This window comes from Actinoallomurus spadix, assembly GCF_024055725.1.
Lineage (GTDB): Bacteria > Actinomycetota > Actinomycetes > Streptosporangiales > Streptosporangiaceae > Actinoallomurus > Actinoallomurus spadix.
The window spans coordinates 245,178-266,132 of the sequence record NZ_JAMXMX010000008.1 but is presented as its reverse complement, the minus strand read 5'-3'; the positions used below and the strand labels follow the sequence as shown (position 1 = coordinate 266,132).

Below are 20,955 nucleotides of genomic sequence, written 5' to 3'. Positions count from 1 at the left end.
TATGACCATGAGCGTCGCCGGCCTGCCCGATCCCGGGCGCTGCCTCGTCATGGGCGTCGTCAACGTCACGCCCGACTCCTTCTCCGACGGCGGCGCCTGGTTCGACCATGACGCCGCGATCCGCCGGGGCCTCGCTCTCGTCGCCGAGGGCGCCGACATCGTGGACGTCGGCGGTGAGTCGACCCGGCCCGGCGCGCAGCGGGTCTCGCTGCGCGAGGAGCTGCGCCGGATCATCCCGGTGATCGACGCGCTGGCCGCCGAGGGCGTGCCGGTCAGCGTCGACACGATGCGGGCGGAGGTCGCCGAGGCCGCCGTCGCCGCCGGCGCCCGGCTGGTCAACGACGTGAGCGGCGGGCTGGCCGACCCCGCCATGCCGCGCGCGGTGGCCAAGGCCCACGTCCCGTACGTCGTCATGCACTGGCGCGGGCACAGCCACGACATGGACAAGCGCGCCGTGTACGAGGACGTCGTCCGCGAGGTGCGCGACGAGCTGCGGGCCCGCATCGACGCGGTGCTGGAGGAGGGCGTCGACCCGTCCCTGCTGATCGTCGACCCGGGCCTCGGGTTCTCCAAACGGCCCGAGGACAATCACAACTGGACTCTCCTCGCCCACCTCGACGCCCTGCGGGCGCTCGGCCACCCGGTCCTCGTGGCGGCCTCGAGGAAACGGTTCCTCGGCCGGCTGCTCGCCGCGCCCGACGGGACGCCCCGCCCGTTCGCCGAGTCCGACGACGCCACGGTCGCGATCACCGCGCTGGCCGCCGCCGCCGGAGCCTGGTGCGTCCGCGTGCACGAGGTCCGGCCCAACGCCGACGCCGTACGCGTCGCCGCCGCCTGGGGAGCCGCCCGGTGACCGAGCTGGACGTCCAGGCCGTCGAGGGCGTACACGGCGAGTTCTACGCCGCGTTCGAATCCGCGGACCTCGACCGGATGGGCGCGGTCTGGGCGGACGGCCCGTACGCCGACGACGTCGTGTGCGTGCATCCGGGCTGGCCGCTGATCCGGGGCCGGAGCGCGGTCCTGCGCTCGTGGGCGCTGATCATGGCCAACACCCCGTACATCCAGTTCGTGCTGACCGACACCCAGATCAGGATCTCCGGCGACCAGGCCGTCGTGAGCTGCGCGGAGAACATCATCACCGCCGCGGAGGAGACGGACATCGGCCTGACCACCGGGGGAAGCGTGGTGACCACCAACGTGTTCGTACGTACGGAGGCCGGGTGGCGGCTGTGGCTCCACCACGGCTCACCCGTCCTGGGCCGGGAGGAAGAGGCGGAGTGAACGATCGGATCGTGCTGCGGGGCCTGCGGGCGTGGGGCCGGCACGGCGTCCTGCCCGCCGAACGCGAACTCGGCCAGGAGTTCGTCATCGACGTCACCCTGGGCCTTGACATCCGCCCGGCCGCCGCCGGAGATGATCTATTGCGTACCGTCGACTATGGGGCACTTGCCGACCGGCTCGTGGCCGTGGTCGAGGGCGAACCCGTCAACCTGATCGAGACACTGGCCGAGCGACTGGCGGCCCGCTGCCTCGACGTGGCACAGGTCGAGAGCGTGGAGATCACCGTGCACAAGCCCAATGCCCCTGTGCCCCACCCCTTCACCGACGTGGCCGTGACCATCCACCGGAGCCGCTCATGACGACATCTGAGCAGAAGAAGAGCCGAACCGTGCTGTCGCTGGGCAGCAATCTCGGCGACCGACTGGACAACCTGCAGGAGGGCATCGACGCGCTGTTCGACGCGCCCGGCCTCGACTTCATCGCGATCTCGCCGGTCTATGAGACCAAGCCGGTCGGCGGCCCGGAGCAGGACGACTTCCTCAACGTGGTGATCGTCGCGGACAGCAGCGTGGCGCCGCAGTCGCTCCTCGAACGCGTGCTGAACATCGAGGAGTCGATGGACCGCGTCCGTGACCTGCACTGGGGACCGCGCACGCTGGACATCGACATCGTCACCGTGGACGACCTGACGTCGGACCAGCCGGAGCTGGTCCTGCCGCACCCGCGCGCCCACGAGCGGGCGTTCGTGCTGGTGCCGTGGTCGGACGTCGACCCGGACGCCGCACTGCCGGGCCGTGGCCGGGTTGCGGACCTGCTGCCCGCGGTCGCCGGGCAGGAGCTCCGGCGCCGCGACGACCTCTCCCTGCAGCCGCCCGCGTGAAGCCGACACGGATCGCGGTCCTGGCCGCCGTATTCATCGGCGTCGCCGTCGTCGTGTGGGCGGTGGTGCGCCTCTTCTACACGTCGCTGCCGATCCTGCCGTGGACGATGGTGCCGTCACTGCTGCTGCTCGCCCTCGGCGAGCTGTACACCGCGTTCTTCACGCGCGCCCGCATCCAGCACAAGCCCGACACGAAACCGATCGAGCCGCTGGTCGCCGCGCGGCTGGCGGCGCTGGCCAAGGCGAGTTCGCACGCCGCGGCCGTGCTGGCCGGCGGCTTCGCCGGCATGGCCGTCTACCTGATCTCGTCGCTGGACAAGCCGACGCCCCGGCGCGACTTCTTCGTCAGCGGCGGCACCGCCCTGGCCGGCGTCGCGCTGATCGGCGCGGCGCTGTTCCTGGAGTACGCCTGCCGCGTGCCGAAGGGCCCGGAGGACGAGAACGACCACCGGCACGCCTCGCGCATCTGAGTGTCGGTCGCGGCTGCCATGCTTCGTACCGGGAGCCGACCGAGACGGGAGGGGCGCATGGCGTCCGCGGAGGAGTTGCGCGAGATCGCGCTGGCGCTGCCCGAGGCCGAGGAGCGCGAGACGTGGGGCCGGCCGACGTTCCGGGTCCGTGACCGGATCTTCGCGATGCTGTCGGACGACGGCACGTTCGCGAGCGTGAAGGCCACGAAGGACGAGCAGACGGCGCTGCTCGCCGAGGATCCGGAGATCTTCTCCTTCCCGGCGTACGTCGGGCGGCACGGCTGGGTCGGCGTGGACGTCACGCGGGTCGACGCCGGTCATCTGCGTGAGCTCCTCACCGACGCCTGGCGCCTTACCGCCCCGAAGCGCCTCGTTCGGGCCTACGAGGGGTAGCCCGTGGCCCGTCGGCCGCGGGCATTCGATCGGGGAAATAGTAGCCATGGCTACAGTAGTCATGTACGGTATTCGGTGTGAGCGGAACATCGAAGGGCCCGACGCCGGGCTCCCTGGTCTGGCGGCTGGCGAACAAGTGGCGCGTCGCGGTCGACCGCACCCTGGCGCCCCTGGATCTCACGCACGCGCAGTACGTGCTGCTGTCGTCACTGTTCGGCCTCGAGCGCGCCGGGCGGCGACCCAGCCAGCGCGAGCTGGCCGACCACACCGGCCTGGAGGCGCTGTACGTCTCGAAGCTCGCCCGGACGCTGGAGGCCGATGGCCTCATCGAGCGCACCCGCGATCTCACCGACACCCGCGCCGTCCGCCTCGCCCTCACCGACCGGGGGCACGAGGTCGTACGACCGGCGATGGGCCTGGTCCAGGAACTGCTCGACCGGCTCCTGGCGCCGCTCGGCGGCCAGGACGACCCGCGCACCGCGGCCCTGGTCCGCGACCTGACGACGCTCCTGGACGCCCCGCTCGACCTCCCGCCGTCGCGAAAGGACTCCTGACATGTCAGAGACCGACGTTCTCGACTCGACCATGCACTACGAGGACGTCGGGGAGGGGGCGGTCTTCGTCTTCCTCCACGGCAACCCCGGCTCGTCCCACATGTGGCGGCACGTCATGCGGGCCGTCGGACCGGGCCGCCTGCTCGCCCCCGACCTGATCGGGATGGGCCGCTCCGGCAAGCCCGACATCTCGTACGGCTTCGCCGACCATGCCCGCTACCTCGACGCCTGGTTCGACGCCCTCTGCCTGGACCGCGTCGTCCTGGTCGGGCACGACTGGGGCGGCGCGCTCGCCTTCGACTGGGCGGCCCGGCACCCCGGCCGCGTCCTCGGCCTGGCCTTCTGCGAGAGCATCGTCAAGCCGATGGCCTGGGAGAATCTGTCGCCGCAGGCCCGCAAGCGCTCCGAGCTGATCCGCACCCCCGGCGCCGGCGAGGAGATGGTCCTCGAGCAGGACCTCTTCGTCCGCCAGGCATTCACCGGCGGCGTCCTCACCCCGGTCTCCGGCGAGGACCTGGCCGTCTACCTCGCCCCGTACCCCACGCCGGAGAGCCGCCGCCCGATCCTCGCCTGGGCCCGCCAGATGCCGCTCGGCGGCGAGCCGGCCGGGCTGGTCGCCCGCATCGAGGCGTACGACGCGTGGCTGGCGACCAGCCCGGACGTCCCGAAGCTGCTGATGACCTTCGAGGGCTCGCCGACGCTGCTGATCGACGAGGAGATGGCCGACTGGTGCGCGGCCAACATTGCGGCCCTGGAGACGGTCGCCTGCGGCAAGTCGGGCCACCACGCCCCGGAGGATCGCCCGGAGGAGATCGCCGCCGCCGTCTCCGACTGGGCGGACCGCCACGGCCTGCGATAGGCCTTCTCGAGAGCCGGGTCGCCGGGCTCCCGAAGACGAGAGCACTGGTGATCGCTATGGGCAGCGATCACCAGCGATCACCGCATCGGCGCGCCGGTCATGCGGTCAGCAGGCCGAGGCCCAGGCTGAGGACGCCCGCGGCGAGGGACAGCGCGCCGATCCACAGCATCCAGACGAACCGGTTGGGCGCGGTGGCGCCTCGCCCCGCGGACGCGGCGAAGAATCCGCCGGACATCAGGATCGCGGCGACCGGCACGCCCAGCCGTGCCGTCCACAGCAGCGCGCCGGTCAGGCCGGTCGCGTCCGCGTAGAGCAGGCCGATCAGGCTGAGCAGCACCAGGACGCCGGCGTGGCCGTGCCCGGCTCGGGCGAAGGAGCGCTGGAAGTCGGTCATCGGCACGCCGCCGGAGGCGATCCGGGTCATGAACCAGCCGCCGACCTCGATGGTGACGATCGTGAGGAGCACGGCCCCGGCGATCACCCGGGACTCGGTGCTGAGGGCCAGGGTCTCCATGGCCACGTCCTTCCTGACGAGGGGGAACGAGTGGATAGTCACACTATCCGCTTTATGGCTAGTGATACTATCCATATTGCTGGAGGGGGTGGCAAGGATGCGCATCGGGGAGTTGAGCCGACGATCGGGCGTCTCGGTTCCGACGATCAAGTTCTACCTGCGGGAAGGGCTGCTGCCGCCGGGCGAGCTGACCAGCCCCAACCAGGCGGAGTACGCCGACACTCACCTGCGCAGGCTCCGGCTGATCCGGGCCCTCATCGAGCTGGCCGGTCTCCCCGTGGCACGCGTCAAGGAGGTGCTCGAGTCGCTCGACGCCGGCGACCAGGCCCTGCATCACCGCATCGGGGCCGTGCACCGCGCCCTCGCCCCTTCGTGGCCGCCGGCGGAGAGTGCCGACGCCCGCGCCGAGGCCCGGGTCCGCGAGCTGATCGAGAAACGCGGCTGGATGATCGAGCCGGACGCTCCCGCCATCGGGACGCTGGCCGAGACCATCGCCGTCCTGCAGTCACTCGGCCAGGACGACCTGGCCGCCGACCTGGACTCCTATGCGGACGCCGTCGAACGGCTCGCCGAGCGGGAGGTCGCGGCCGTCGCCTCCCGCCCGGACGCGGACCGCATCGCCGAGAGCGTCGTCGTCGGGACCATCCTCGGCGAGCGGCTCATCGCCGCGCTGCGCCTCCTGGCCCAGGAGCACATCTCGGCCCGGCTCCTGGGCTCTGCGTCAGGTGACTCGCGAACGGAATGAACCGCTGAATACGGGGGATCTTCTGGCGGCACGAGCGCAGCCGGAGGAGTGAGTGTGATGGGACTGTTCGCCCGCTCGAAGATGAGGGCCCGGACGAACCGTAAGCCGACCCGGCGGGAGCGCCGCGCGGCCGAGCGGACCGCCCAGGCCGAGGCGAGACTGCGGGGAACCGAAGAGAAGATCCACGAGCTCGCGAGCGAGGTCCGGTCCGACCTTCGCCGATCCGCCTGAGCTGGCGGGACGCGTGATCCCTGGCGTGTGCTGTCCCCTAATGGCAGTACACGCCAGGGATCGCGCGGTCAGGGCGCTCAGTTCCGCCGAGGTCAGCTCGACGCCGGGGGCCGGGATCACGACGTGCACGGTCTTGCCATCGGTTTCGTACGTCGTCCAGCGTGCCGCTGAGAGAGTGTCCACGATTCCCAGGCCCCAGCCGTTATTGGGCACCGCGCAAGGATCGATCGGTCGCGGGTCCGGATCGATGATGGACAGGCGCATCCATCGTGGAGCCGCCAGGACACCGATCCGTACTGGCCGGTCCGGGTAGGTCCACGGCGGGACCATTCCGTCCTCGACCAGCTTCTGCGCGGCGCGTAGGGCATTGGTCACCAGCTCGCTGGTGACGAGGCCGATGGTGCAGCGGTCCGCGCCGTGCTCGGCCGCGATCCCCTCGGCGAATCGCCGGGCGATCGGCGCGGAGACGTCCTGGACGTGGAGTGAGAGCCAGTCGGGCCGGCCGAACGCGTTCGGGGCCGTGCTCAGCTCCGGAGCTGCCGGTTCGGGTGTCACGTGATCGAACCCCCTACAGGGGTGCATGGTCGGCTTGCGTCGACCGAGGCCTGCGTTGCGTGCTGCGGTCATGGTGAGGTGATGTCATCATTGATCACAAGCTGTATTCGGAGATTCACCGAAAGTGGCCGAACACCTGACGTGACCTCATCGTCCGAGGCAGACTCTCGCCATGGCTTCCGTACACAGCCTCTCCGTCCGCGCCCGGCGACTTGCGACGGAGCTCAAGGGGCTTCGTGAGAGCAGCGGTCTGAGCGTCGAGCAGGCCGCGGCGCAGCTGGGCTGGTCCTACAGCAAGCTCAATCGGTTCGAGAACGGGCGCGCCATCCCACCGCCCAAGACCGTCGCCCACATCATCGACCTGTACGGCGTGCCCGACGGCAAGCGCGACAGCCTCATCCGCCTCGCCCGCGACGCCGGCGAACGCGGCTGGTGGGAGGACCTCGGCGTCTTCACCGGCTCCTATGTTGGCCTCGAAGACGCCGCCTCGTTCATCCGTTCCTGGCAGCCCCTGCTGATCCCGGGCCTCCTCCAAACTGAGGACTACGCCCGCGCCGTGATTCGGGCGGGCCTGCCCCACTTGGGTTCGACCGGAATCGAGAAACGAGTGAAGGCCCGCATCGCCCGGCAGACGCTGCTCAGCCGACCCGACGCGCCGGAGTTCCACGCGATCGTCGGTGCGGCGGCGCTGCGCCATGAGGTCGGAAGTGCAGCCGTTATGCGGGAACAACTCCGAAAGATCGAGGAGATCGCCCGCAAGCGGTCGAACGTCACCATCCAGGTCCTGCCGTTCACCGCCGGAGCCAGTATCGGCCTTGAAGGAGCATTCACTCACTTCGAGTTCGTCGAGGCCATCGATCCGGCCGTGTCCTGCATCGAGGACATCTCTGGGGAGAAGTACGTCGAAAGCGCGGAAGGGAATCGGCGGATTAGGCTGGCTTTCGACCGCATCGGCGATGCGGCCCTTACCCCCGAGGAGTCGGCGGCCCTGCTCGCCGACATGTCCAAGGAGTAGCCCCATGTCCTACCCCCTCGACTGGCGTAAGAGCACCCGCAGCGGCAGTCAGAACGACTGTGTCGAGGTCGCTGCGATCGATCGCCTCTTGGCTGAGTAAGCCGAGAGAAGGCGGTGTCCCTGGCGGTTGAGCGCCGGGGGCACTGTCATTCGGGGCAGAGGCCCAGAACGTGCTCGGCGGGCTTGCTGTGGCCTGGTTCGGCCACGCGAGGTGTGCGCGGTGCCCGGAATGTAAGGCTTGGGATCTTCATTCCGGAGGTGCTCATGGGGTTGGGGAGACGTGCGCTCGTCGCCGGGGTTGCCGGGGCCCTCGTCCTCGGCTCGCTGCCCGGGACCGCCTCGGCGACGACCTGGCGATACCTAACGATCAAGGGGCTGAGCCGGGCCGGGAAGGTGCCCTGGATCACCGCGCAGATCTACGACCCCGCGGCCGGGAAGTCCTGGCCGGTCATGGGTCGTGACAACGCCGTGGCGAAACTGCCGGACAAGCGGACGTACGAGATCTACGCGACGATCGCGCGGAACGAGCCGGGCGAGTCACCCGAGAACACCGTCGTCCTCACCACGTACAAGGTGTCCAAGGGCCACGACAAGGTCACGCTGAGCGCCAAGGGCGGAAAGCCGATCGACCTGTCGGTCGGTGACCCGTCCGTGCAGGGCCGGATCCGGGTCCACGTGCGGCACGGGGCGATGGACTTCACCACCGACGACGTCCCGGGGCGGCTGTACGCGGTACCGGTCAAGCGCTCCGGGGTGACGTTCACCCAGGGCAGCACCTGGACCGGGCCGGGCGTGATCTACCGCCTCGGGACCTCCTACTCCGGGGGCATCCCGGCCGGAGTGACGCAGCACGTCACCAAGGCCGACCTCGCGCAGGTCAAGGTCACCTACCGGTCGTTCGGCGACGGGATGAAGGTGAACCCGCGCTGCCGGGGCGCCGTCTGGGGCGGGGACGACGAGATGTGGCTGGATGCGCCCGCGACCGTCACCGAGTACGTCCAGCCGGGCGCGCCCTGCAAGCGGGAGCTGTGGTACGAGTCGTCCTCCCACCCGCTGTTCGGCGACATCAGCCCGGCCACCCGGACGTACGCCAACGGCACGGCACCCGCCGAGACCTGGAACGCCGCGGTGTTCGCACCCGCCGCGCCCGGCGGCTACCGGACGGGCGACCAGTTGCACTACACGCCGGTGAACCTGCTGTCCGACGGCGCCGGGAACTGGGGGTTCGACCAGTTCACGATCGCGAACGTGAAGCTACGGGCCGGGACGAAGACGCTCGCCCTCGACGCGTACGAGCCGGACGTCACCCTCGGGAAGTCGGCGGCGACCTACCGTCTCGACGTGACGGCCACCCGGGACGCCGCCGAGGCGACGCTGTCCGACCGTGTCCAGCTGAGCTGGGTGTTCAGGTCCGCGCGGACGGCGAAGAGGACGGCGCTGCCGCTGAGCACGGTGCGGTTCACGCCGCGCGGCCTCGACGACCGGAACGCCGCCGCGCCCGGCTCCACCACCGAGATCCCCGTACGGGTGGTGACCAACGCGGGCGCGGCGGCGCACCCCGTCACCACGCTGAAGGTCGAGGCGTCCACGGACGGGTCGAAGACCTGGCAGGCCCTCGCGGTGACGAACGGGACGGTGTCCGTGACCAACCCGTCCGATCCGGGGTTCGTCGCGCTGCGCGCGACGGCCGTCGACAGCGCGGGGGACCAGGTCACCGAGACCGTCTCGCGCGCCTACCGGGTGGCGGGCTGACCGCTCAGCCGGACGTCACCACGCGCTCGCCCTTCGACAGGTCCCGGGGCGATCTCGACGTACGTGTCGCTGCGGACACCGACCTTGACGTACACCTTCTGCGCCTCCCTCCGTCCCACCGCCGCCCCGGCGCCCAAAACGGCGGCGCACAGCCTACCGGCTGATTCATCACTCTCCGAGTTCAAAAGCGTGCTATAAGTAATGTCCAGTAGTGAAGGGTTGCCCTGCATGTTTAGTCGTAGCTAAAGTCGGGAACGGATAGAGCTGGTGAGCTGGGAGATCTACCTCACTGATGAGGTGCTCGAGTGGCTGGATGACCTCGAGGTCATCGACCCTCGTTCATACGATTTAGTGCTGGCGGCGATCAATCAACTCGAACTCCATGGGCCGGCTCTCGGCCGCCCCATGGTCGATCGAATCGTAGGATCGAAGTTGCAGAACTTGAAGGAGTTGAGGCCCGGCTCGGCAGCGTCCAGTGAGCTACGCGTGTTGTTCGTCTTCGATCCTTGGAGATCGGCGGTTCTGCTGGTCGCGGGTGACAAAGCAGGCAAGTGGTCACGATGGTACGCAGAGAACATTCCAGTGGCCGAACAGCTCTATGAGCGCTACCTCGGCGATCGTATGAGGGAAGGGTGAGCCTCGTGGACGGCGTCAAGCGGTGGAGGGACACGAAGCACGGTCAGATCGCCGCCGATTCAGAGCGGATCGCGGCGCTCGGAGAAGCGATGATGGCCGAAGTGCGGGGACACCAGCTCGCAGAAGCACGCAAACGCCGAGGCATGACTCAGGCGCAGGTCGCTGAGATCATGGGAGTCTCACCTGGACGCGTCAGCCAGATCGAGACCGGCCGGGTGACCGATGTGGGGACCGAGGTACTGACCCGCTACGTCGAGGCGCTCGGCGGGAAGCTGAAGATCGTGGCCAACTTCGGCGACGAGTGGCTCGTCGTCGCATAGCGGCCGGTCACTTGTCGATGTCGCCGACGACGAAGAACATCGATCCCAGGATGGCGATCATGTCGGCGACCAGGTGGCCCGGCAGCATTTCGCGGAGCACCTGGATGTTGTTGAACGACGCCGACCGGAGCTTCAGCCGCCACGGGGTCTTCTCGCCGTGGGAGACGAGGTAGTAGCCGTTGATGCCGAGCGGGTTCTCCGTCCAGGCGTACGTGTGACCCTCCGGCACCTTCAGCACCTTCGGCAGCCGTACGTTGATCGGGCCGGGTGGCAGTTCCTTCAGCCGGGCGACGCAGGCGTCGGCCAGGTCCAGTGAGGCGTGCACCTGGTCGAGGAGGCACTCGAACCGCGCCAGGCAGTCGCCCTCGGTCCGGGTCACGACGCGCAGCACGTCCTGGAGCTCGCCGTACGCGAGGTACGGCTCGTCGCGGCGCAGGTCGAAGTCGACGCCGGAGGCGCGGGCGATCGGGCCCGAAACGCCGTACTGCTCGATCTGCTCGCGGGTCAGCACGCCGACGCCGCGGGTGCGGGCCCGGAAGATCTCGTTGCCGCGGATGAGCCTGTCGATGTCGCCGACGCCGTGCCGTACGGCGGCGACGGCGTCGGTGACGCGGCCGAGCCAGCCGGCGGGCAGCTCTTCCTTCAGGCCGCCGACCCGGTTGAACATGTAGTGCAGCCGGCCCCCGGAGATCTCCTCCATGACGCGCTGCACCTGCTCGCGCTCGCGGAAGGAGTAGAAGATCGGGGTGATCGCGCCGACCTCCAGGGGGTACGACCCGAGGAACATCAGGTGGTTGAGCACGCGGTTCAGCTCGGCCAGGAGGGTGCGCGCCCACACCGCGCGGACCGGCACCTCCATGCCCAGCATCCGCTCGACCGCCAGGACGACGCCCAGCTCGCTGGCGAACGCCGACAGCCAGTCGTGCCGGTTGGCCAGCACGATGATCTGCCGGTAGTCGCGGACCTCGAAGAGCTTCTCCGCGCCCCGGTGCATGTACCCGATGATCGGCTCGGCGGCGGTGATCCGCTCACCGTCCAGGGTGATCCGCAGCCGCAGCACGCCGTGCGTGGAGGGGTGCTGCGGCCCGATGTTGAGCGTCATGTCCTCGGTGGCGAGGTCCTTGGTCCCCGCGCCCACGCCCACGATCCGCTCGGTACTCACTGCCGCGCTCGCCTTCTCCGCTCGCTCCGATCATCCATCCTGCCATGGCGGGTCTCGCGGAAGGCGGCCCGGTTGGGGTTGACTTACTCGCACCATGAACGCTGGCGATCAGTATCCGAATCCGCGCGCGGCGCAGGACATGCCACCGGGCAGTCCGAACATCCTGCCGCCCGGCGCGCCGGGCACCCGGCCGTACGGGCCGCCGCCTCCGCCGCCCGCCCCGAACGGGCCGTCGACGCCCTCGGTTGTGCCCATCGGCGCGCGGGCGGAGCAGGCGTTCGACCCGCCGGGCGGCATGGCATGGGTGCGGGTCTCACCGAAGCTGACCTGGCAGCGGCGCATCGCCGTGCTGCTGTGGGCGCTTCCGGTGACGATCATCGGCGCGTTCGTGCTGTCCCGGACGCGCGGGCTCGCCGGCGGCCTGATCTGGCTCGCCCTGGTCCTGGTCGCCTGCGCGGTGGGCTGGATCGTCGCCGAGCTGAGCTACCGGTCGTGGGGGTTCGCCGAGCGCGCCGACGACCTGCTGGTCACGCACGGCTTCTTCGTCCGGCACCTCGTCGTCGTGCCGTACGGCCGCATGCAGTACGTCGACGTGACGGCCGGGCTGCTCGAACAGTGGCTGGGGGTGGCGACGGTGCGGCTGCACACCGCGGCGGCGGCCACCGACGCGCGCATCCCCGGCCTGCCCGCCCGCGACGCCGCGATCCTGCGGGACCGGCTCGCGCAGAAGGGCGAGGCGAGGTCGATCGGGCTTTGAACGGTCCCTACGGTCCGGGAGGCTACGGGCAGCCGCCGCGTCCGCGATTCACCCCGCCGATGTACGGGCCGGGGTACGGTCCGCCGATGTACGGGCCGCCGCCCAAGCCGCCCGTGCACTTCTCCCACGGCGTGCACCGGCTGCACCTGGCCACCGCGGTGATCAACGCGGTGGGGGTCGTCGTCATCGCGTTCGTGCTCGGCGGCTACTCGCTGCTGCTCACCCAGACCCCGGACGGCGTCGCGCTGGCCCTCACCCCGGCGGTCATCGCACGCTTCCTCGTCGTGATGCTGCCGGTGACCGCCGTGGCCGCGGCCATCGGCTTCTGGATCTGGTGGTCGCTGAAGTTCTGGATCTCCGGGGACGACCTCGTCGTCGAGACCGGCATCCTGCGCCGCCGCAACCGCCGGATCCCGCTGGCGCACATGCAGGCCGTGGACGTCGTACGGCCGCTGACGTCCCGGGTGTTCGGGCTCGCCGAGGTGCGGGTGGAGCTGGCTGGGGGGGACCAGGCCGAGACGAAGTTCCGTTTCCTCGGGCGGCCGATGGCCGAGCAGTTGCGGGCCGAACTGCTGGCCCGGGCCGCCGGGCTGCCCGGCCACACGCCGGAGGCGCCCGAACGCCCGTACTGGCGGGTCGGGTTCGGGACGCTGCTCGGCTCGCAGCTGATGAGGCTGCCGGTCATCGGCGCCCTGATGCTGCTGGTGGCGCTGCTGGCGTTCGGGGTGGTGTTCAAGGAACTCGGCGTGCTGGCGGCCGCGCTGCCGGTGCTGCTGGGCCTGGCCCGCGGCGTGATCGCCCCGCTGGTCATGCACACGAACTTCACCGCGGCGCTGTCCCCGGACGGCCTGCGGCTCCGGTACGGCCTGATGGAGACCCGGATGCAGACCGTGCCGCCGGGCCGGGTGCAGGCGGTCCGGGTCGTCGAGCCGCTGCTGTGGCGGGGGAACGGCTGGGCGCGCATCGACGTGACCGTCGCCGGTTACGTCGGGGACCGGCAGGCGCTGTCGTCGGTGCTGCTGCCGGTCGCGCCGCGGGACGTCGCGATGCGGATGGTGGGCCTGGTCTTCCCCGGCACGAACGCCGAGGCGGTGCCGCTGCTGCCCGCCCCCCGGTCGTGGCTCGCGCCGTTCCGGAAGGGGGAGGCCGGCACGGACGACCGGCTGTTCGTCACCCGCCGGGGCCGGGTGTGCCGGCGGCTCGACGTGATCGCCCACGCGCGGGCGCAGAGCGTGCGTCTCACCGCCGGGCCGTTCCAGCGTTTGCTGGGGCTGGGTACCGTTCACATCGACGCGCCACCTGGACCGGTCCAGGTCGCCGCGGAGGATCGCGAGCTCGGGGAGGCCCGCGCGATCGTCGAGTCGGCGGCCGGGCGGGCGCACCGGGCGCGTGCCACCGACATCCGTACCGAACGTTGGGCACGTTGACGTCCTCCCCCCGACTGCACGCGGGGGATTCCACCGGCTCTATGTCGCGTCAGAGAACCTTTGCCCCGTAGTAACGTCCTGACGACCGTGTCACCGGCCGCATCGATCCCCACTTCGTTCGCCGCTCATCAGGGCAGGCGGGCGTGTTCGGCTCGGGTGGCAGTGATCCGCTCACGCGCGAGCGTACGGGCCCGCTTGGTGTCGTCGCCGGTGAGTCGGGCGAGGATCGTTGCGAGCGGCCTGATCTGGCCCCAGCCGCCCCAGTGACCCTCGGGGATCTCGGTGGGGAATACCCAGATCCGGCTGGCGTCACGCGGCCAGGCGCCGTTCTCCGCGTCGAGGATCGCCTCGGTGACCTCGGCGATGACGCTCGCTCGCTTCTGCTCGTCGAGCTGGCCCTCGGGGACGGACGGGACGATTTTGTAGCGAGGTGCGTCCGCGGGTTCTCCGCCGACGTAGATGCCGGCCGGTCGGTGCAGCCAGAGCCAGGAGACGGAACGGCTCACCGGGTCGGCGGGGTCGAAGCCCTCGTTGCGGACGAGGATCTCGGTGATGCGGTTCAGCAGCGCCGCCTCGGCGTCCGGCTGGAGCGCGCCGTCGGGAATGTACACGTCGAGCATGGGCATGGTCGATCTCCTTTATGGGTTTAGTTCTTCAACTCAGCCCGGAGCCTACGAGGGCTAAGTGCAGCTTGTAAACCCAGATCGGTACACTCGTCCCATGGAGACGCGGCGAATCGACCCAGTGAACTGCTCGGTGGCGCGCGCCCTCTCGGTGGTGGGGGAGCGCTGGTCGCTGCTGATCGTTCGTGAAGCGCTGGACGGCGCGCGCCGGTTCGGAGACTTCCACTCTCGCCTCGGGATCGCCAGAAATCTCTTGGCGACTCGGCTCGAGACCTTGGTGACCGCGGGAGTGATGCGCCGCGTGCCCTATCAGGAGCCCGGGGATCGGCGGCGCTTCGCCTACGAGCTCACCGAGCAGGGCCGGGCGTTGCGGCCCACGCTCGTGGCGCTCCTGGAATGGGGCGACACGTACCTCGCCGACCCGCAGGGCCCGTCGGTCATCGTCCGGCACCGGCCCGTCGACGATGCGAGCTCCTGCGACGAGCCGGTCAAGGTCGTCCTCGAGTGCGCTGCGGGGCACAGCCACCTCGCCCCGGAAGACGTCTGCCGTACGCCCGGGCCCGGCGCGCGCTTCGTGGAAAGCTCCTGAGATCCGCTTGCCTCTGGCCGGCGCCGGGGGTGCCGGCTCGTTCTCAGGGGCGTCTACTCAGACGAGAGGCCGACTGTCCCGGAAGACCGGGCACGTATGGAACGACTAGATTCCACACATATCGGGCATGTGAGCAGTGCTCCAGCAGCGCCTGCTCTTGGGCGGGCGTGGGCGCGAGCCGGAACCGCATGCCCGCAACCTGACAAGCCCCACCGGCAATCGAAGGAGGGAGCGGCGTTTCCTTGCCGGCCTGAAGGCCCGGATCGCCCCGCCGCGCAACTGATGAACGATTACGCCCCCTGGTCGCCGGCCTTCGTCGCCGACCCGTACCCCGCCTTCGAGCGCCTGCGCCGTGAGTCGCCGGTCTTCTTCCACGAACCGACGAACCAGTGGGTCATCTCCCGGTACGCCGACGTCAACACGCTGCTGCGGGACCGCCGGCTCGGCCGGACGTACCACCACGTCGCCACCGACGAGGAGTTCGGCCGCGCGCCGCAGCCGGACCATCTGAAGCCGTTCTGGGACCTCAACGACGCGGGCATGCTCGACATGGAGCCGCCGGACCACACGCGCCTGCGGCGGCTGGTGTCGAAGGCGTTCACCCCGCGCATGGTCGAGGACCTCCGGCCCCGGATCCGGGCGCTCGCCGAGGGACTCGTCGGCGGCCTGGTCGAGCGGGGCGGCGGGGACCTGATCGCCGAGGTCGCCGAGCCGCTGCCGGTGACCGTGATCGCCGAGATGCTCGGCGTCCCCGAGTCCGACCGGCACCTGCTGCGGCCCTGGTCGGCGGACATGTGCGGGATGTACCAGCTGAACCCGTCCACGGAGATCCAGAACGCGGCGGTGCGCTCCTCGATCGAGTTCTCCGACTATCTGCGCGACCTGTCCCGGGCCCGCCGGAAGGACCCTCGCGACGACCTCATCAGCGCCCTGTGCCAGGTCGAGGGGCTTACCGAGGGCGAGCTGATCGGCACCTGCGCCCTGCTGCTGAACGCCGGGCACGAGGCGACCGTGAACGCCACCGGCAACTCCTGGTGGGCGCTGTTCCGCAACCCCGGGGAGCTGGAGCGGCTACGCGCCGACCACGACCTGATCCCCACGGCGGTGGAGGAGCTGCTGCGGTACGACACGCCGCTGCCGCTGTTCGAACGCTGGGTGCTGGAGGACATCGAGGTCGGCGGCGTGCCGATCCCGCGCGGCGCCGAGGTCGCCCTGCAGTTCGCCTCGGCCTGCCGGGACCCGGAGGTGTTCGCCGACCCGGACGTCCTCGACCTGTCCCGTACCCCGAACCCGCACCTGGCCTTCAGCGCCGGAATCCACTTCTGCCTGGGCGCGCCCCTGGCACGGGTCGAGCTGGCCGAGTCGTTCCGCGCGTTCCTCCGGCTCGCGCCCGGGCTCACCGTCAAGGCCGACCCCGAGTGGAAGCCGGGCTACGTCCTGCGCGGCCTGCGCGCCCTCCAAGTCGAGATCTGAGCCGTCTGGCGAGGTCTGAGCCGCCGTCAGGGTGAGGGGCGGGTCTCGGTCAGGATGGCGGGGAGGCCGACCCCGACGGTCTGCACCAGCCACCCGAAGCTGCCCAGGCCGGACGGGTCGATCAGTTCGGCGTCCTCCCCGGCGGCGCGCAGCGCCCGGAGGTAGGCGCGCGGGTCCGACCGGGCCAGGTCCAGCGCGGGCCGCGCGCCGCGCAGCCCGAGCGCGCGCAGCGCGGCGCGCTGGGTCGTGAGCAGGGTGGACGTCGCCCCGGCGAGCCGGCCGGCCTCGGCGCAGGCGTCCAGGGCGACGTGCGCCGTGATGTCGCAGGAGCCGTCGGGCACCGGGGTGACGCAGCGGCCGTCACGGTACCCGGTCAGCGTGCCGTACGCGGGGCGGTGGTCCCGTTCGTGCGCGTAGTCGACGGCGAGGGCCAGACCGCCGCGCAGGCGCCGCAGGACCGACGCCCACGCCGCGCAGCGATGCCGGCCGATCTCGGCGCGGTCACCGGGCTCGCGCAGCGGCCACCAGCGTTCGAGCCATTCGGTGTCCTCCACGGCGGGGGCGGGGCCGGGGATCTCGGCTCCGGTGCGCGGATCCACGACGACCAGGCGCGGCCCCTCGTCGGTGAGCTCGACGACGTCGACGGGCACGTTGTCCAGCCACTCGTTCGCGACGACCAGCCCGGTGATGTCCTCAGGCGGCGCGGAACACCACTCGATCGCCCCGCTCAGGCCCGCGGGCCGCGGGGCCACCTCGACGGCGACCGGCCGCAGCCGCCCGCCGAGGTTCGTCACGGACAGGATCTCGGCGAGCAGCTCTCCGGAGCCGGCGCCCACGTCGACCAGGTCGAACCGGGCCGGGTGCCCCAGAGCGGTGTCGACCTCCGCGATCAGCCTGGCCAGCGCCATGGCGAATCGGTGCGAGGCGTGCACCGAGGTCCGGAAGTGCGCGGCGGGCCGCTCGCCCCGCGCGTAGAAGCCCCCGGGCCCGTACAGCGCCTGCTGCATCGCCGCCCGCCACCCGACCTGACCCACCTCTCGACCGTACCGCGTGCGCCTCGTGGTGGACTCCGCCTCAGACTCGCGGCTGACGCGCCTGCGGCGCCCCCGAACGTACGCTGATGCGGTGTTCGCCCGTCTCTTCGCCTGGCTTCGGCGCCATCCCCGGCTCGTCGACATCGTGTGGGCGCTGCCGATCACCGCCTTGTCCCTGGCGGTCACCAGCAATTACACGAACTCGGACATCGTCGGCCGGCGGCCCATCCCGGAACTCGCGTATCTGGCGATCGTCGTCGGGATGTGCGTCCCCATGATCTGGCGCCGGCGGTGGCCGCGCGCGGTGTTCGCGATCGTGTCGATCGTCGCGGCCGTGCACTGGGCCTTCAACGTCGAGGCCGGGCCGGCGGACGGCAACGTGTTCGTCATGCTGTACGCGGTCGCGACCGGGTGCAGGTTCCGCTGGTCGCTCGCGGCCGCTCTCGTGACCGAGTTCGGCTCGGTGATCGCCGTGTGGCGCTGGTGGGTGCTGCCGAACTCCTCCATGAATTGGAACAACCTGATCCCGTTCACGGTCTTCACCGCGGCCGTGTGGATCGGCGGGCTCTACGTGAACACCCGGCGAAAGTACACCGCCGAGCTGGAGGAGCGCGCCAGGCGGCTCGAACGTGAGCGGGACGCACACGCCCAGGTCGCGGCGGCGGCCGAGCGGGCGCGGATCGCCCGGGAGATGCACGACGTCATCGCGCACAGCGTGAGCGTGATCGTGGTGCAGGCCGACGGCGCCTCGTACATGGTGGACATCGACCCGGCACGGGCGAAACGGGCGATGGAAACGATCGGGGCGACCGGGCGGCAGGCGCTCACCGAGATGCGGCGCATGCTGGGCGTGCTGCGGGAGGAGGACGACGCCGGTTCGTACGCGCCGCAGCCCGGCATCGAGCAGCTGTCCGAGCTGGTCGGCCAGATCCGCTCGGCGGGGCTGCCGGTCGGCCTCACGGTGCAGGGGGTGCCGTCGGAGCTGCCGACGGCGCTGCAGCTGACGGTGTACCGCATCGTCCAGGAGGCGCTGACGAACACCCGCAAGCATGCCGGGCCCGCGGCCACGGCGGAGGTGAACCTCCACTACGGTGATGACGCGGTGGAGATCCGCATCCGCGACGATGGCCGGGGCGCCGCCGCCTTGAGCGACGGTAAGGGTCACGGCCTGGTCGGCATGAACGAGCGCGCCGCCCTGTACGGCGGGTCGGTGCGCTCCGGGCCACGGTCCGGCGGCGGATGGGAGGTCTTCGCCCACCTTCCGGTGACCGAACCCCGACCACGAGCGGAAGCGAACGCGGCATGACGGATGAGACGGCGCCGATCCGGGTCCTGCTCGTCGATGACCAGGAGCTCGTACGCGCGGGGTTCCGCATGGTGCTCGACGCGCAGCCGGGCCTGGAGGTCGCGGGCGAGGCCGGCGACGGCGAGCAGGCGGTGCGGGTCGCCCGGCAGACCCCGGCCGACGTGGTCCTCATGGACGTGCGGATGCCGCGCCTGGACGGCATCGAGGCCACCCGGCGGATCTGCGCGCTGCCGGACGCGCCCAAGGTCATCATTCTGACCACGTTCGACCTGGACGAGTACGCCTTCGCCGCGCTGAAGGCCGGGGCGGCCGGGTTCCTGCTGAAGGACGCCGGCCCGACGCAGCTCATCGAGGCCATCCACGCGGTCTGCTCCGGTGACGCGGTGGTCGCGCCCAGCACCACGCGGCGGCTGATCGACAAGTTCGTGCCGCACCTCCCCGCCGAGGAGCCGGCGCCGGACGGCCGGCTGGACACCCTCACGGCCCGCGAGCGCGAGGTCCTGCACCTGGTGGCCAAGGGCCTGTCCAACGGGGAGATCGCGGGCCGCCTGTACGTCTCCGAGGCGACCGTCAAGACCCACGTCGGCCGCATCCTCATGAAGCTGGAGCTGCGCGACCGCGTCCAGGCGGTCGTGTTCGCCTACGAGACCGGCCTCGTCCGCAGCGGCGCCGACTGACCGGCGGCGGCCGGCAGGACCGCGCTCGCGACGACCTCGAAGAGGTGATCGGCGCGTGGCGCGAGCGCGGGTTGATCGCCGGCCCAGGCGAGCATGGCGATCAGCGCGAACAGATCGTCGCCATCGATGTCGTCGCGCGCCGTGCCCGCGGCCTGGGCCCGGGTGAGGAGCCGCGCACCGGCGGCGCGCAGGGTGACGCACGAGGCGTGGAGCGCGGATTCGGGATCCTCGATCGCGGCCGCCATCAGCACGGTCACGCCGCGGTACTCGGTCGTCCACGTGACGCAGTCGCGTAGCCACGAGACGAGGGCGTCTCCGGGCGCGCTGGACGTCTCGAGCTCGCCCGCCTTCGCCGTCAGTTCGTCGAAACTCGCGTGGAGCAGGGCATCGAGCAGCGCCTCGCGGGTCGGGAAGTGCCGCAGCAGCGTGGCGAGCCCGACACCGGCCCGGCGCGCGATGTCGCGCAGGGCCACGTCGACGCCTTGCTCGGCGATGGCGGTGCTCGCCACGGCGAGCAGGTGGTCGCGGTTCTTCCTGGCGTCGGCCCGCATCCGTCCCTCTTGTTGACTATCCGGATCAGTGGTCCATATATTCGGATCAGTGGTTCACTTATGTGGATCGCTGGTCCGATTCAGCGTATCCCGCAGTACGAGCAGGAGAGAACGATGCCGACACACACCATGAGGGCGGTCCGGATCCATGAGCACGGCGGCCCGGAGGTCCTGCGTTACGACGAGGTGCCGGTTCCCGAGCCGAGGCCGGGCGAGGTGCTCGTTCGCGTTCACGCCGTCGGCGTCAACCCCCCGGACTGGTACCTGCGAGGCGGCATGACCACGATGCCCGGGAAGCCCGAGGCGACGGTCGAGCTGCCGATCATCCCGGGGACGGACGTGTCGGGCGTCGTCGCGGCCGTCACCCCGGACGTGGACGACTTCGCCGTCGGTGACGAGGTCTTCGGCATGCTCCGCTTCCCCGGCTTCGACGGCAGCGCCTACGCCGAGTACGTGGCCGCGCCCGCGTCGGACCTCGCGCCCAAGCCGGCCGGCGTCGACCACGTGCACGCCGCCGGGGTGCCCATGGCCGGGCTCACCGCGTGGCAGTACCTGATCGAGGTCGGACACGATCACCCCTCGCCCTTCCAGGAGGCACGGCATCGCCCGACGGCACTCGGCGCCGGCACGACGGTGCTCGTCAACGGCGCCGCGGGCGGCGTGGGGCACTTCGCGCTCCAGCTGGCGAAGTGGAAGGGCGCGCGGGTCATCGCGGTGGCATCGGGCGCGCATGAGTCGTTCCTGCGCGAGCTCGGCGCCGACGAGTTCATCGACTACACCAAGAGCCGCCCGGAGGAGCTCGTGCAGGACCTCGACCTCGTCCTCGACACCGTCGGTGGCCCCGGCAGCAGGCGCTTCCTGCGCACGCTCAAGCGCGGCGGCTCCCACTTCCCCGTGTTCTACGCGGACTTCGACGAAGAAGAGGTCGCGAAGCTGGGCGTGACGGTCTCGATCAGCCAGGTCCGCTCGAACGGCGCGCAACTCGCCGAACTCGGCCGCCTGCTCGACGAGGGCACGGTCCGCGTCGCGATCGACAGTACGTTCCCGCTCGCGGACGCCCGGGCGGCGCATGAGCGCGCCGCCCGGGGGCACATCCAGGGCAAGATCGTCCTCACGGCCGCCTGATCGGCCGCGCACCTCTCGATCAGCGC

At 70.8% G+C, this 20,955-nt stretch carries 28 protein-coding genes; 21 read left to right on the top strand and 7 right to left on the bottom strand.

The window, feature by feature from the left end:
- The first annotated feature begins 1 nt into the window (after window position 1).
- The 8 genes from folP to NE235_RS14560 all read left to right on the top strand — a co-directional run bounded on the left by folP (window position 2) and on the right by NE235_RS14560 (window position 4,437).
- On the top strand, window positions 2–853 hold the full coding sequence (folP, locus tag NE235_RS14595) for a dihydropteroate synthase (protein ID WP_454464575.1): 852 nt from the start codon (window positions 2–4) through the stop codon (window positions 851–853).
- Complete coding sequence (locus NE235_RS14590) at window positions 850–1,281, top strand: nuclear transport factor 2 family protein (protein ID WP_252802927.1); 432 nt, start codon at window positions 850–852, stop codon at window positions 1,279–1,281. The genes folP and NE235_RS14590 overlap by 4 nt, the downstream gene beginning before the upstream one ends.
- A complete protein-coding gene (folB, locus tag NE235_RS14585) occupies window positions 1,278–1,640 on the top strand; it encodes a dihydroneopterin aldolase (protein WP_252802925.1) in 363 nt (120 codons plus the stop codon). Before NE235_RS14590 ends, folB begins: the two co-directional genes overlap by 4 nt.
- The gene (gene folK, locus NE235_RS14580) at window positions 1,637–2,161 is read left to right on the top strand and encodes a 2-amino-4-hydroxy-6-hydroxymethyldihydropteridine diphosphokinase (RefSeq protein WP_252802923.1); all 525 of its coding nucleotides are present in this window, start codon (window positions 1,637–1,639) and stop codon (window positions 2,159–2,161) included. Before folB ends, folK begins: the two co-directional genes overlap by 4 nt.
- The gene (locus NE235_RS14575) at window positions 2,158–2,631 is read left to right on the top strand and encodes a DUF3180 domain-containing protein (RefSeq protein ID WP_252802921.1); all 474 of its coding nucleotides are present in this window, start codon (window positions 2,158–2,160) and stop codon (window positions 2,629–2,631) included. Before folK ends, NE235_RS14575 begins: the two co-directional genes overlap by 4 nt.
- Before the next feature lie 57 nt (window positions 2,632–2,688).
- A complete protein-coding gene (locus NE235_RS14570; protein ID WP_252802919.1) occupies window positions 2,689–3,024 on the top strand; it encodes an MmcQ/YjbR family DNA-binding protein in 336 nt (111 codons plus the stop codon).
- 77 nt (window positions 3,025–3,101) lie between these two features.
- Window positions 3,102–3,578: a MarR family winged helix-turn-helix transcriptional regulator gene (locus tag NE235_RS14565; RefSeq protein WP_252802917.1), complete on the top strand. Its 477-nt coding sequence runs from the start codon at window positions 3,102–3,104 to the stop codon at window positions 3,576–3,578.
- A 1-nt stretch (window position 3,579) separates the two neighbouring features.
- On the top strand, window positions 3,580–4,437 hold the full coding sequence (locus NE235_RS14560) for a haloalkane dehalogenase (protein WP_252802915.1): 858 nt from the start codon (window positions 3,580–3,582) through the stop codon (window positions 4,435–4,437).
- A 97-nt stretch (window positions 4,438–4,534) separates the two neighbouring features.
- Here NE235_RS14560 and NE235_RS14555 read toward each other — a convergent pair whose 3' ends face one another.
- On the bottom strand, window positions 4,535–4,951 hold the full coding sequence (locus NE235_RS14555) for a hypothetical protein (RefSeq protein WP_252802912.1): 417 nt from the start codon (window positions 4,949–4,951) through the stop codon (window positions 4,535–4,537).
- Between NE235_RS14555 and NE235_RS14550 the strand changes: the two genes are divergently transcribed.
- Window positions 4,860–5,696 (top strand): MerR family transcriptional regulator, encoded by an 837-nt coding sequence (locus NE235_RS14550; protein WP_308206078.1) that lies wholly within the window; start codon window positions 4,860–4,862, stop codon window positions 5,694–5,696. The genes NE235_RS14555 and NE235_RS14550 overlap by 92 nt on opposite strands.
- Here NE235_RS14550 and NE235_RS14545 read toward each other — a convergent pair.
- Window positions 5,673–6,554, bottom strand: coding sequence for an ATP-binding protein (locus NE235_RS14545; RefSeq protein ID WP_252802908.1), 882 nt, complete (start codon window positions 6,552–6,554; stop codon window positions 5,673–5,675). The two genes, NE235_RS14550 and NE235_RS14545, sit on opposite strands and share 24 nt — an antisense overlap.
- Before the next feature lie 100 nt (window positions 6,555–6,654).
- On the opposite strand from NE235_RS14545, the gene NE235_RS14540 reads away from it, so the two are divergent.
- From NE235_RS14540 to NE235_RS14525, 5 genes are all read left to right on the top strand, one after another.
- Window positions 6,655–7,497, top strand: coding sequence for a helix-turn-helix domain-containing protein (locus NE235_RS14540; RefSeq protein ID WP_252802906.1), 843 nt, complete (start codon window positions 6,655–6,657; stop codon window positions 7,495–7,497).
- On the top strand, window positions 7,439–7,597 hold the full coding sequence (locus NE235_RS38675; RefSeq protein ID WP_406567576.1) for a DUF397 domain-containing protein: 159 nt from the start codon (window positions 7,439–7,441) through the stop codon (window positions 7,595–7,597). The genes NE235_RS14540 and NE235_RS38675 overlap by 59 nt, the downstream gene beginning before the upstream one ends.
- A gap of 164 nt (window positions 7,598–7,761) precedes the next feature.
- Window positions 7,762–9,249 carry a hypothetical protein gene (locus NE235_RS14535; protein WP_252802904.1) on the top strand — a complete coding sequence of 496 codons (1,488 nt, stop codon included), beginning with the start codon at window positions 7,762–7,764 and terminating at the stop codon, window positions 9,247–9,249.
- 267 nt (window positions 9,250–9,516) lie between these two features.
- Window positions 9,517–9,885, top strand: a complete 369-nt coding sequence (locus NE235_RS14530; protein WP_308206077.1) for a type II toxin-antitoxin system RelE/ParE family toxin — start codon at window positions 9,517–9,519, stop codon at window positions 9,883–9,885.
- Window positions 9,882–10,205, top strand: a complete 324-nt coding sequence (locus tag NE235_RS14525) for a helix-turn-helix domain-containing protein (RefSeq protein ID WP_252802902.1) — start codon at window positions 9,882–9,884, stop codon at window positions 10,203–10,205. The genes NE235_RS14530 and NE235_RS14525 overlap by 4 nt, the downstream gene beginning before the upstream one ends.
- A 7-nt stretch (window positions 10,206–10,212) precedes the next feature.
- Here NE235_RS14525 and NE235_RS14520 read toward each other — a convergent pair whose 3' ends face one another.
- The gene (locus NE235_RS14520; protein ID WP_252802900.1) at window positions 10,213–11,367 is read right to left on the bottom strand and encodes an NADH-quinone oxidoreductase subunit D; all 1,155 of its coding nucleotides are present in this window, start codon (window positions 11,365–11,367) and stop codon (window positions 10,213–10,215) included.
- 94 nt (window positions 11,368–11,461) lie between these two features.
- On the opposite strand from NE235_RS14520, the gene NE235_RS14515 reads away from it, so the two are divergent.
- A complete protein-coding gene (locus NE235_RS14515) occupies window positions 11,462–12,124 on the top strand; it encodes a PH domain-containing protein (protein ID WP_252802898.1) in 663 nt (220 codons plus the stop codon).
- A gap of 86 nt (window positions 12,125–12,210) precedes the next feature.
- Entirely contained in the window at window positions 12,211–13,551 is a 1,341-nt protein-coding gene (locus NE235_RS14510) for a PH domain-containing protein (protein WP_252802897.1), read from the top strand.
- 128 nt (window positions 13,552–13,679) lie between these two features.
- Here NE235_RS14510 and NE235_RS14505 read toward each other — a convergent pair whose 3' ends face one another.
- On the bottom strand, window positions 13,680–14,177 hold the full coding sequence (locus NE235_RS14505) for a tautomerase family protein (RefSeq protein WP_252802894.1): 498 nt from the start codon (window positions 14,175–14,177) through the stop codon (window positions 13,680–13,682).
- A gap of 94 nt (window positions 14,178–14,271) precedes the next feature.
- Between NE235_RS14505 and NE235_RS14500 the strand changes: the two genes are divergently transcribed.
- Window positions 14,272–14,763 carry a winged helix-turn-helix transcriptional regulator gene (locus NE235_RS14500; protein WP_252802892.1) on the top strand — a complete coding sequence of 164 codons (492 nt, stop codon included), beginning with the start codon at window positions 14,272–14,274 and terminating at the stop codon, window positions 14,761–14,763.
- 43 nt (window positions 14,764–14,806) lie between these two features.
- Here NE235_RS14500 and NE235_RS14495 read toward each other — a convergent pair whose 3' ends face one another.
- On the bottom strand, window positions 14,807–14,953 hold the full coding sequence (locus tag NE235_RS14495) for a helix-turn-helix domain-containing protein (RefSeq protein WP_252802891.1): 147 nt from the start codon (window positions 14,951–14,953) through the stop codon (window positions 14,807–14,809).
- Between the two features lie 92 nt (window positions 14,954–15,045).
- On the opposite strand from NE235_RS14495, the gene NE235_RS14490 reads away from it, so the two are divergent.
- Window positions 15,046–16,236, top strand: a complete 1,191-nt coding sequence (locus tag NE235_RS14490) for a cytochrome P450 (protein WP_252802888.1) — start codon at window positions 15,046–15,048, stop codon at window positions 16,234–16,236.
- 26 nt (window positions 16,237–16,262) lie between these two features.
- On the opposite strand, the gene NE235_RS14485 is transcribed toward NE235_RS14490, so the two are convergent.
- The gene (locus NE235_RS14485; RefSeq protein ID WP_308206076.1) at window positions 16,263–17,270 is read right to left on the bottom strand and encodes an SAM-dependent methyltransferase; all 1,008 of its coding nucleotides are present in this window, start codon (window positions 17,268–17,270) and stop codon (window positions 16,263–16,265) included.
- A gap of 91 nt (window positions 17,271–17,361) precedes the next feature.
- Between NE235_RS14485 and NE235_RS14480 the strand changes: the two genes are divergently transcribed.
- Window positions 17,362–18,576: a sensor histidine kinase gene (locus NE235_RS14480; RefSeq protein ID WP_252802886.1), complete on the top strand. Its 1,215-nt coding sequence runs from the start codon at window positions 17,362–17,364 to the stop codon at window positions 18,574–18,576.
- Window positions 18,573–19,253, top strand: coding sequence for a response regulator transcription factor (locus tag NE235_RS14475; protein WP_252802884.1), 681 nt, complete (start codon window positions 18,573–18,575; stop codon window positions 19,251–19,253). The genes NE235_RS14480 and NE235_RS14475 overlap by 4 nt, the downstream gene beginning before the upstream one ends.
- Here NE235_RS14475 and NE235_RS14470 read toward each other — a convergent pair.
- Window positions 19,217–19,804 carry a TetR/AcrR family transcriptional regulator gene (locus tag NE235_RS14470; protein ID WP_252802882.1) on the bottom strand — a complete coding sequence of 196 codons (588 nt, stop codon included), beginning with the start codon at window positions 19,802–19,804 and terminating at the stop codon, window positions 19,217–19,219. The two genes, NE235_RS14475 and NE235_RS14470, sit on opposite strands and share 37 nt — an antisense overlap.
- 114 nt (window positions 19,805–19,918) lie before the next feature.
- On the opposite strand from NE235_RS14470, the gene NE235_RS14465 reads away from it, so the two are divergent.
- Entirely contained in the window at window positions 19,919–20,929 is a 1,011-nt protein-coding gene (locus NE235_RS14465; RefSeq protein WP_252802880.1) for an NADP-dependent oxidoreductase, read from the top strand.
- Window positions 20,930–20,955 lie beyond the last annotated feature (26 nt).

Bases quoted from the DNA above. Each gene is read 5' to 3' on its own strand.
- NE235_RS14535 (WP_252802904.1), top strand. From the start codon at position 7,762: ATGGGGTTGGGGAGACGTGCGCTCGTCGCCGGGGTTGCCGGGGCCCTC.
- NE235_RS14470 (WP_252802882.1), bottom strand. From the start codon at position 19,804: ATGCGGGCCGACGCCAGGAAGAACCGCGACCACCTGCTCGCCGTGGCG.
- NE235_RS14545 (WP_252802908.1), bottom strand. From the start codon at position 6,554: ATGACCGCAGCACGCAACGCAGGCCTCGGTCGACGCAAGCCGACCATG.
- NE235_RS14475 (WP_252802884.1), top strand. From the start codon at position 18,573: ATGACGGATGAGACGGCGCCGATCCGGGTCCTGCTCGTCGATGACCAG.
- NE235_RS14495 (WP_252802891.1), bottom strand. From the start codon at position 14,953: ATGCGGTTCCGGCTCGCGCCCACGCCCGCCCAAGAGCAGGCGCTGCTG.
- NE235_RS38675 (WP_406567576.1), top strand. From the start codon at position 7,439: ATGCGGCCCTTACCCCCGAGGAGTCGGCGGCCCTGCTCGCCGACATGT.
- folK (WP_252802923.1), top strand. From the start codon at position 1,637: ATGACGACATCTGAGCAGAAGAAGAGCCGAACCGTGCTGTCGCTGGGC.
- NE235_RS14540 (WP_252802906.1), top strand. From the start codon at position 6,655: ATGGCTTCCGTACACAGCCTCTCCGTCCGCGCCCGGCGACTTGCGACG.
- NE235_RS14555 (WP_252802912.1), bottom strand. From the start codon at position 4,951: ATGGAGACCCTGGCCCTCAGCACCGAGTCCCGGGTGATCGCCGGGGCC.
- NE235_RS14490 (WP_252802888.1), top strand. From the start codon at position 15,046: ATGAACGATTACGCCCCCTGGTCGCCGGCCTTCGTCGCCGACCCGTAC.
- NE235_RS14550 (WP_308206078.1), top strand. From the start codon at position 4,860: ATGAACCAGCCGCCGACCTCGATGGTGACGATCGTGAGGAGCACGGCC.
- NE235_RS14505 (WP_252802894.1), bottom strand. From the start codon at position 14,177: ATGCCCATGCTCGACGTGTACATTCCCGACGGCGCGCTCCAGCCGGAC.
- NE235_RS14570 (WP_252802919.1), top strand. From the start codon at position 2,689: ATGGCGTCCGCGGAGGAGTTGCGCGAGATCGCGCTGGCGCTGCCCGAG.
- folP (WP_454464575.1), top strand. From the start codon at position 2: ATGACCATGAGCGTCGCCGGCCTGCCCGATCCCGGGCGCTGCCTCGTC.
- NE235_RS14500 (WP_252802892.1), top strand. From the start codon at position 14,272: ATGGAGACGCGGCGAATCGACCCAGTGAACTGCTCGGTGGCGCGCGCC.
- NE235_RS14465 (WP_252802880.1), top strand. From the start codon at position 19,919: ATGCCGACACACACCATGAGGGCGGTCCGGATCCATGAGCACGGCGGC.
- NE235_RS14560 (WP_252802915.1), top strand. From the start codon at position 3,580: ATGTCAGAGACCGACGTTCTCGACTCGACCATGCACTACGAGGACGTC.
- NE235_RS14515 (WP_252802898.1), top strand. From the start codon at position 11,462: ATGAACGCTGGCGATCAGTATCCGAATCCGCGCGCGGCGCAGGACATG.
- NE235_RS14510 (WP_252802897.1), top strand. From the start codon at position 12,211: ATGTACGGGCCGCCGCCCAAGCCGCCCGTGCACTTCTCCCACGGCGTG.